Genomic DNA, 6,714 nt, shown 5'->3' on the forward strand with positions numbered 1-6,714 from the left:
GGCCGCCCCCGCGGCCAGCACGACCAGCGGGGCCTGCTCGAGCGCCCCCACCTGCCCGGTGCCGAGCTCTTGCGTTGCGCCGACCTCCCGCCCGGCGGTGGGCTCCTCGACCCGGGCCTGGGCCCCGCGGTGCCAGATCGTCCATAGGACCTTGCCGGAGTAGGCCGCCGACAGGGCCGCCGCCACCAGTCCTGTGGCGTAGAGCCAGGCCGAGGTCTCCAGGGCTCCAGCCAGCACCGCGTCTTTGGTCGCCCACAGGGACAGCGGCGCGATCCCGGCCAGGGCCAGGGCTCCCACGGTCGCGGTCACGCCCACCACCGGCCATCGGCGGCCCGCCCCGCGCAGTTCCGTGAGCTTCTCGGTGCCCAACGCGGTGAGCCACGCCCCGGCAGCGAGGAACAGCAGTGCCTTGGTGGAGGCATGAGCCACCAGTTGGGCGGCACCTCCGCTCACCGCGCCCACTCCGGCGGCCAGCACCACAAATCCCATCTGCGCCACAGTGGACGCCGCCAGCAACTGTTTGAGATCCCGTTGGGCCAACGCCACGATCCCCATCGCCACCGCGGTCAGTAGCCCGATCCACGCGGCGGCCGGGCCCGCCCACCCGGTGGAGGCGAGCAGCGGCTCCACGCGCAGCAGCAGGTAACCGCCCATTGCCACCATCGCCGCCGAGTGCAGCAGTGCGCTGACCGGACTGGGGCCCTTCATCGCGCCGGAGAGCCAGAACGAGAACGGCAGCTGCGCGGCCTTGCCCAGTGCCGCCACCAGGATCCCGGCCGCCACCACGTGCCGCCACGGGCTCTCCGCCGCCGGCAACTCGGACAGGCCCATACCGGCGCCGCCGGCCAAGGCAGCGCCGGCGGCCAGGTAGAGACCCAGGTCGGCGGTACGGGTGGTGAGGAAGGCCGTGAGCCCGGCCGAGACGCGGTCGGTGTCCCGCCACCAGAACCCGATCAACGCGTACGAGGTCGCGCCCATCAACTCCCAGGCAAACAGCAGCGCTGGCAGGCTGGCGGCCGAGGCCGTGATCAGGGCCGCGGCGGCGAAGAGCAGCATCAGCCCGTGGAAGCGGGGCCGGGCCGCCCGGATGTTGCCGGCCGCAAAAACCAGCACCAAAAGGGTCACCACTGCGACCATCGGCAGGGTCAGCGCCGCCAGGGCGTCGACCTCCAATGCCACGTCGACGCCGGCGATGAACGGGAACGCCACCGCAGGCCGCGCAACGGCGACGACAGCCGCCAGCAGCGCGGTCACGGCAGCGGTCGATACCGCGATCGGGGCCGCAACCCGCTCCGCCCGGGTCAGCGCGAGCACCGCACCCACGGCAGCCGGGAGCACCACCAGGGTCAGCAGCAAGGTCTGGTCGGCGGTCATCCGGAGAGATCCTCGGCCATGTCGGTCATGTCGGTCTGCCGCTTGCGGTGCAACAGCGTCGCCACGGCAAAGCCCATGGCCATCTCCACGGTCATGGCCGCCAGCACCACCAGCAGCAGCACCTGCCCGGAGGGGCCCGGGGCCAGGAACCACCAGAACCCCGCGGCGGCCAGGAGCACCCCGTTGATCATCAACTCCAGGCCCATCATCACCATCACCACCACCTGCTGGGACAGGGCCCCGTAGAGCCCGACGGCGAACAGGGCGGCGGCCACCACCAGAACGGCCTCCAGGGTCATCGACCCACACCTCCCGGCTGGGGGTCGTCGGCCGGGCGGCGCCGCAGATCGTCGCCGAGCCGGTCGTAGCGGGTGCGCCCGGCGGCCAGGACGATCCCGGCCACGATGGTGGCCACCATGACCGCGCCCACCACGGCCATCACCAACATCTTTTCGCCCATGATCTCCAGGCCCAGCGCGTTGGTGAGGTCCTCGGGTGGGGCGCCACGTCGCTCGGGCCACGGGATCAGCAGCGCCCCGGCGGCCAGCAGCACAAAGACCCCGACCGAGGTGCCGATCGCGGTCTTCTTCCCGTGGGTCATGTCCATCGGCATCAGCGCCGGGTTCATGCCCATGAACATCACCATGTAGACCGCCATCACCGCCATCTCCATGACCATCATCAGAATCGTGATGATGCCCAGGTAGCTCTGACCCAGCAGCAAAATCATCACCCCCACGGCGATGAACGATGCCGCCAGCGCGTAGGTGGCCCGGGCCATCGAGTCCACCACGAACACGGCCGTCCCCGCGGTCACCGCCACCACAGCGAGTACCCAGAACACGATCCCGACCAGCACGGCTCAGCCCTTCCAGACCACGACGAGGGACACAAGCAGATCCTGGGCCACGACGGCCGGGAGCAAGACAGTCCAGCCGATCTCCATGAACCGATCCGGTCGCAGCAGCGGAAGTTTGCGCCGCGCCCACACCAGAACCGTCAGCACCAGCGCTGTCTTGACCAGCACCCACGCCCAGTCGGGCAGGACGGGCCCGGCACCACCGCCGAGGAAGAGCGGCACCGAGAACGCCGCCCCGGCGGTGAGGAACAGGTAGCGCCCGGCCTGCAGGACCAGCCGATCGACCCCCGAGAGTTCGGCCGTCACCCCGCCGACGATGTCCGCGGACAGGGCCGGGGCGAATGGACCCCATACAGAGAAGCCGGTCACGCCGATCAGGAAGACCAGGAACGCCACCGGCATCCACACCACAAACCACACGCCGTCCTGCGCGGCCGCGACGTCGCCCACCGCCAGACTGCCGGCGGCGATCGCCGGGGCCACCAATGCGAACATCAGCGGCAGCTCATAGGCCAGCCCGTGCGCGAGGAAGCGGTAACCGCCCACCAGACCGTGGATGGAGTTGGCGCCCCACCCCGCCAGCCAGACCAGGGCCCACACCATGACGTCGACGGCGTTGAACCACACGACTCCCACGTCGAGGTCCGCCAGTGTCCAGCGGCCCAGCGGGATCACGGCGATCATCAGGAACGCCCCGACCAGCATGCCCGCGCCGCCGATCCGCCACAGCAGGGTGTCCGCGGCGACCGTCGTGCGGCGACGCTGCCGCAACAGACGGGCCGCACGGGCCAGGGGAGTGGGCCCGCCACGACCGCCGCCCCGCGCCGGCGACGAGAGCACCCCGTCCAGCGCCACCGCGAACAACGCCAGCCCGCACAGGATCACCCCGGCCAGCACGGCCCACCCACCGGACACGGTCGTCACCACGGTCTCAGACATGCCCCACCTCCCGGACGGCAGGATGCGAGCCCAGATCAAGGCTCGCCACCGCCAAGCGCACAGTGCCCAGCTCCAAACCGGTCACCAGGTCCGGCACCACCGCCCACGGCACAGTTAGTTGGTCCGCAGATTCCTGCGCTGAGCCGCCATCCGCCCGGTCCGGCGTTGCGCCGCCGACCTCGACGCGGATCCGTTCCAGTTGGGCCAGCAACCGGTCGTGGGCATCCCCGAGGCAGTGCCCCGGCAAGCCGTGGCGCTCCAGATCGGCCGGGCCGAGCGGCAGCACGCCCCGCAATGACCAGCGCAGCAGCCGCGACCTGCGAACCTTCCGGTGCAGACGCTCGACGGCGTCACGGGCGGCACCGGGATCGCCCGTCAGAATCCCGTCCCGGGCACGGCGGGCGCAGTCCGCCAAGTCTTCGGCACCGGCCAGTGCCAGCAGTGCCATGACCTGATCACATTGGGTCACCGTGGCAGACGCGTGGTCCGTGGGCCGACCGGGTGCTCCGGCCCTGTGCTCCGTCGCGTCGATCACCGAGGCGGTGGCGTCGACGACAACGTCCCCCTGTAGCGAGCAGTGCAGCACGAGCCCGGCCGGCCAGAACGGCAATACCGGACCGAGCGGCAGATGGAGAACATCCATCTCCAGGCCGTCGCGGTCCTCCCCGCCTTCGGCCAAGGGAATCCCGGCGGGAGCCATGTCCATATCCCCGTGGCCTTCATGGCCCTCGTGCCCGCCGTGGTCTGCGTGGCCCTCGTGGCCACCATGCCCGCCATGGTCTTCGTGGCCCTCGTGCGCCTGGCGATCCGCGTGCTCTTCGTGGTCCGAGTGTCCACCGTGGCCCTGGTGTTCCTCGTGTCCTTCGTGACCCACGTGCCCTTCGTGCCCTTCGCCATCAGCATTGTTCGCGTGATCGGACATCGAGGGCTCCTGCGCCCGTTCGCGGGCGTCGGTCCGGTGATGGGAAGTGTCGAGCAGGAGCGCAGTGGCATTGTCGAGGGCGGGAACCACCGCTCCGGGCGAGGCGATGCCGATGCGCACCCGAGGGCCGGGCATCTGCTCCCAGAGGCGGTTCGCCAGATCCGACAGCTCAGGGCCCGGCGCACCACACACGACGAGCACGTCCCCCTGAGCCGGACTACTGGCTATCCGCCACCCGCGACGGAGTAGCTGTTGCTCAAGCTCCATCCGAGTCGCCCACTGGCCCGGGGCCTCGACGACGAGCACCCGGGTGGCCTGGACGGCGAGGCGGGCGAGAAACGGGCTCAAGCCCATCGGAATGCGCCTTCTCGCCGTGCCCAGGCCACGGCGACTAGCAGGGCACCAAGGAACAGGAACATCTCCACCACCGCAGAGAGCCCCTTCTCGATCACCACCACGGCCCACGGGTACATAAAGAGCATCTCGACGTCGAAGGCCAGAAACACGATCGAGGCGAGGTACCAGCGTGCGTGGAACCGCGACAGGGCGTGCTCCTGCGGTGCCCACCCGGATTGGGCCGGCAGGACTGTCAACGGGTCGGAGGTAATGCTGGCCACGCGGTGGAGTGCATAGAAGAGAGCAACGACAGACAGCGCCACCAGAGCCACGGACACGATCCCTGAGGACATGACGGTCTCTCCCCTTTCTCGCGGTCGAACATCGAGGCCGGTCGCTGAGCGGTGGGAGTCACCTTAACGGATTACCGCGATCGATAATCTCGTTCCAGCTCGGCGGTCAGCCGTGACCGGGGCCGGCTCCGCAGAGCAGCAGGAAATGATGGGCGCTGTAGGGCACCGGCAGAGGGTGCTTTCAGGGGCCAGTCCGAAAACCGCGGTTCTCCGAGCCCGATCGACCAGCCTCGGGCAACGTGTCCTGGGGCGCCCACCTCGCTCCCTCGGTGCCAAGGTCAAGATCTCGTGAAGAAACCTGACGACTCGAATCATGTACCCACCGGGGGTATATGATTCTGGTGTGGGATCGCCCCACGGCGTTCGGCGAAAGGATTAAGACGATGACGGCCACCACATACCAAGTTCAGGGGATGACCTGCGGGCATTGCGTTTCATCCGTGAAAGCCGCTGTTGGTGCATTGCCCGGCGTGATCGGCGTCGAAGTCAACTTGCAGGCAGGAAGTATGACAACGACCGGAACCGCGACTACCCAGGCCGTATCCCAAGCCGTGGCCGACGCCGGATACGCGATAGTCTCCGCAGATCAGACGGTCGGTGTCTCCTTGCCCATGGCGAGTGGAACGGGTGGCTGCTGCTGCAGCTGACGGTTGGCCCATTTCGGCCCGATGACGCGATGAACCACGTTCTCGAGCGAACACAGCATTGGCCGGGTGGGCACCCTCGCTCACCCGGCGCTCGACTTCCAGCCGCAAGTCATTGAGAGATGTCCGGGTCGGCATGTGGCCCGCGCGCGTGTGGCCCATATGGTGGCGCCGAGGATGATGGGGGACATGAACTCTTCTGCCCGTGCGCTCGGAACGACAGAAGTCGCCGCACCGACGCCACGTCCGGCCACGGGCTTGCGGGCGATGGTTGTCGAGGACGAGCAGTCTTTGGCCGATGTCGTGGCCACCTACCTCGAACGCGAGGGCTTCGAGGTGACGATCTGCGGCGATGGTCTTCAGGCGGTGACACTGGCCCGGCAAATCGACCCAGACGTCATCGTCCTTGACCTTGGCCTGCCCGGGCTGGACGGGGTGGAGGTCTGTCGAAGCATTCACGGCGTCCATCATCGTGGCGTGGGGGTTGGCGGTGACCATCGCAGTGTTACTGGCGCTGCTGGTGAGTTGGTATCTCACCCGGAGAGTTCAACACTCCGTCACCGCCGTGACCTCCTCGACTGCCGAGATCGCCAGTGGACGCTACGACACGCGGGTCGTTAGCCCAGGCCTGGGCCGCGAGTTCGACGATCTCGCCGACAGTGTCAACGAACTCGCCCGACGGCTCGACGCCACCGAGACCACCAGACGCAGAATGCTGGCCGACCTCGGACACGAAATGCGCACACCCCTTGCCACACTCGACTCCTACCTCGAAGCCATCGACGACGGCATCCACACCTTCGACGACGACGTCCGAACCATTCTGTGGTCGGCTACTCGGCGGCTGGAGAGACTCGCCGCGGACATCGTCGACGTCTCCCGCGCGGAAGAACACCTCACCCGCCTTCGCCCCAGTCCGACCACTACTCGGACGCTGGTCACCCGTGCGGTCGACGCCGTCCGAGAACGATACGAGAACAAGGGAGTCCAGCTACACACCCACGTCGACGACGCACCGGTGACGGTGGACACCGACCGCATCGGACAAGTGCTGGGCAATCTCCTGGACAACGCACTTCGCCACACCCCCGCCGGCGGCACCGTCACCGTCATCAGCGGGCAGGTAGGGCGCCGCCACGTCGAGATCACCGTGTCGGACTCCGGCGAAGGAATCGCCCCACACCACCTCGACCACCTCTTTGACCGCTTCTACCGAGCCGACACCTCACGCGGCCGCCACAGCGGCGGCAGCGGTATCGGCCTGACCATCACTCGCGCACTCGTCGA

8 protein-coding genes and 2 pseudogenes are annotated in these 6,714 nt (G+C 68.5%); 4 read left to right on the forward strand and 6 right to left on the reverse strand.

The features are described 5' to 3' along the window. The 5 genes from G6031_RS12225 to G6031_RS12245 form a co-directional block, all read right to left on the reverse strand. Positions 1–1,374: proton-conducting transporter membrane subunit (locus G6031_RS12225; RefSeq protein ID WP_206681977.1), on the reverse strand; the 1,374-nt coding region annotated here is incomplete at its 3' end. After that, positions 1,371–1,673, reverse strand: a complete 303-nt coding sequence (locus tag G6031_RS12230; protein WP_017836397.1) for an NADH-quinone oxidoreductase subunit K — start codon at positions 1,671–1,673, stop codon at positions 1,371–1,373. The genes G6031_RS12230 and G6031_RS12225, both read right to left, overlap by 4 nt. After that, positions 1,670–2,233 (reverse strand): NADH-quinone oxidoreductase subunit J, encoded by a 564-nt coding sequence (locus G6031_RS12235; RefSeq protein ID WP_064257203.1) that lies wholly within the window; start codon positions 2,231–2,233, stop codon positions 1,670–1,672. The genes G6031_RS12230 and G6031_RS12235 overlap by 4 nt, the downstream gene beginning before the upstream one ends. A gap of 3 nt (positions 2,234–2,236) precedes the next feature. After that, the gene (locus G6031_RS12240; protein ID WP_017836399.1) at positions 2,237–3,172 is read right to left on the reverse strand and encodes a complex I subunit 1 family protein; all 936 of its coding nucleotides are present in this window, start codon (positions 3,170–3,172) and stop codon (positions 2,237–2,239) included. Beyond that, positions 3,165–3,872, reverse strand: a complete 708-nt coding sequence (locus G6031_RS12245; RefSeq protein WP_241737335.1) for a hypothetical protein — start codon at positions 3,870–3,872, stop codon at positions 3,165–3,167. Before G6031_RS12245 ends, G6031_RS12240 begins: the two co-directional genes overlap by 8 nt. A gap of 21 nt (positions 3,873–3,893) precedes the next feature. On the opposite strand from G6031_RS12245, the gene G6031_RS12250 reads away from it, so the two are divergent. Continuing rightward, positions 3,894–4,343 (forward strand): hypothetical protein, encoded by a 450-nt coding sequence (locus G6031_RS12250; RefSeq protein ID WP_187352317.1) that lies wholly within the window; start codon positions 3,894–3,896, stop codon positions 4,341–4,343. Between the two features lie 95 nt (positions 4,344–4,438). Here G6031_RS12250 and G6031_RS12255 read toward each other — a convergent pair whose 3' ends face one another. After that, positions 4,439–4,783, reverse strand: coding sequence for an NADH-quinone oxidoreductase subunit A (locus G6031_RS12255; protein WP_007626392.1), 345 nt, complete (start codon positions 4,781–4,783; stop codon positions 4,439–4,441). A 413-nt stretch (positions 4,784–5,196) separates the two neighbouring features. On the opposite strand from G6031_RS12255, the gene G6031_RS12260 reads away from it, so the two are divergent. From G6031_RS12260 to G6031_RS12270, 3 genes and pseudogenes are all read left to right on the forward strand, one after another. Then, a complete protein-coding gene (locus G6031_RS12260; RefSeq protein WP_235027278.1) occupies positions 5,197–5,430 on the forward strand; it encodes a cation transporter in 234 nt (77 codons plus the stop codon). 264 nt (positions 5,431–5,694) lie between these two features. Further along, positions 5,695–5,877: pseudogene (locus tag G6031_RS12265) on the forward strand (response regulator); the annotation flags it as partial. Beyond that, positions 5,876–6,714 (forward strand): annotated as a pseudogene (locus G6031_RS12270) (ATP-binding protein); the annotation flags it as partial. The pseudogenes G6031_RS12265 and G6031_RS12270, both read left to right, overlap by 2 nt.

This window comes from Dietzia sp. CQ4, assembly GCF_014145125.1.
GTDB lineage: Bacteria > Actinomycetota > Actinomycetes > Mycobacteriales > Mycobacteriaceae > Dietzia > Dietzia natronolimnaea.

Bases quoted from the DNA above. Each gene is read 5' to 3' on its own strand.
- G6031_RS12230 (WP_017836397.1), bottom strand. From the start codon at position 1,673: ATGACCCTGGAGGCCGTTCTGGTGGTGGCCGCCGCCCTGTTCGCCGTC.
- G6031_RS12240 (WP_017836399.1), bottom strand. From the start codon at position 3,172: ATGTCTGAGACCGTGGTGACGACCGTGTCCGGTGGGTGGGCCGTGCTG.
- G6031_RS12245 (WP_241737335.1), bottom strand. From the start codon at position 3,872: ATGGCTCCCGCCGGGATTCCCTTGGCCGAAGGCGGGGAGGACCGCGAC.
- G6031_RS12250 (WP_187352317.1), top strand. From the start codon at position 3,894: ATGGCCCTCGTGCCCGCCGTGGTCTGCGTGGCCCTCGTGGCCACCATG.
- G6031_RS12255 (WP_007626392.1), bottom strand. From the start codon at position 4,783: ATGTCCTCAGGGATCGTGTCCGTGGCTCTGGTGGCGCTGTCTGTCGTT.
- G6031_RS12260 (WP_235027278.1), top strand. From the start codon at position 5,197: ATGACCTGCGGGCATTGCGTTTCATCCGTGAAAGCCGCTGTTGGTGCA.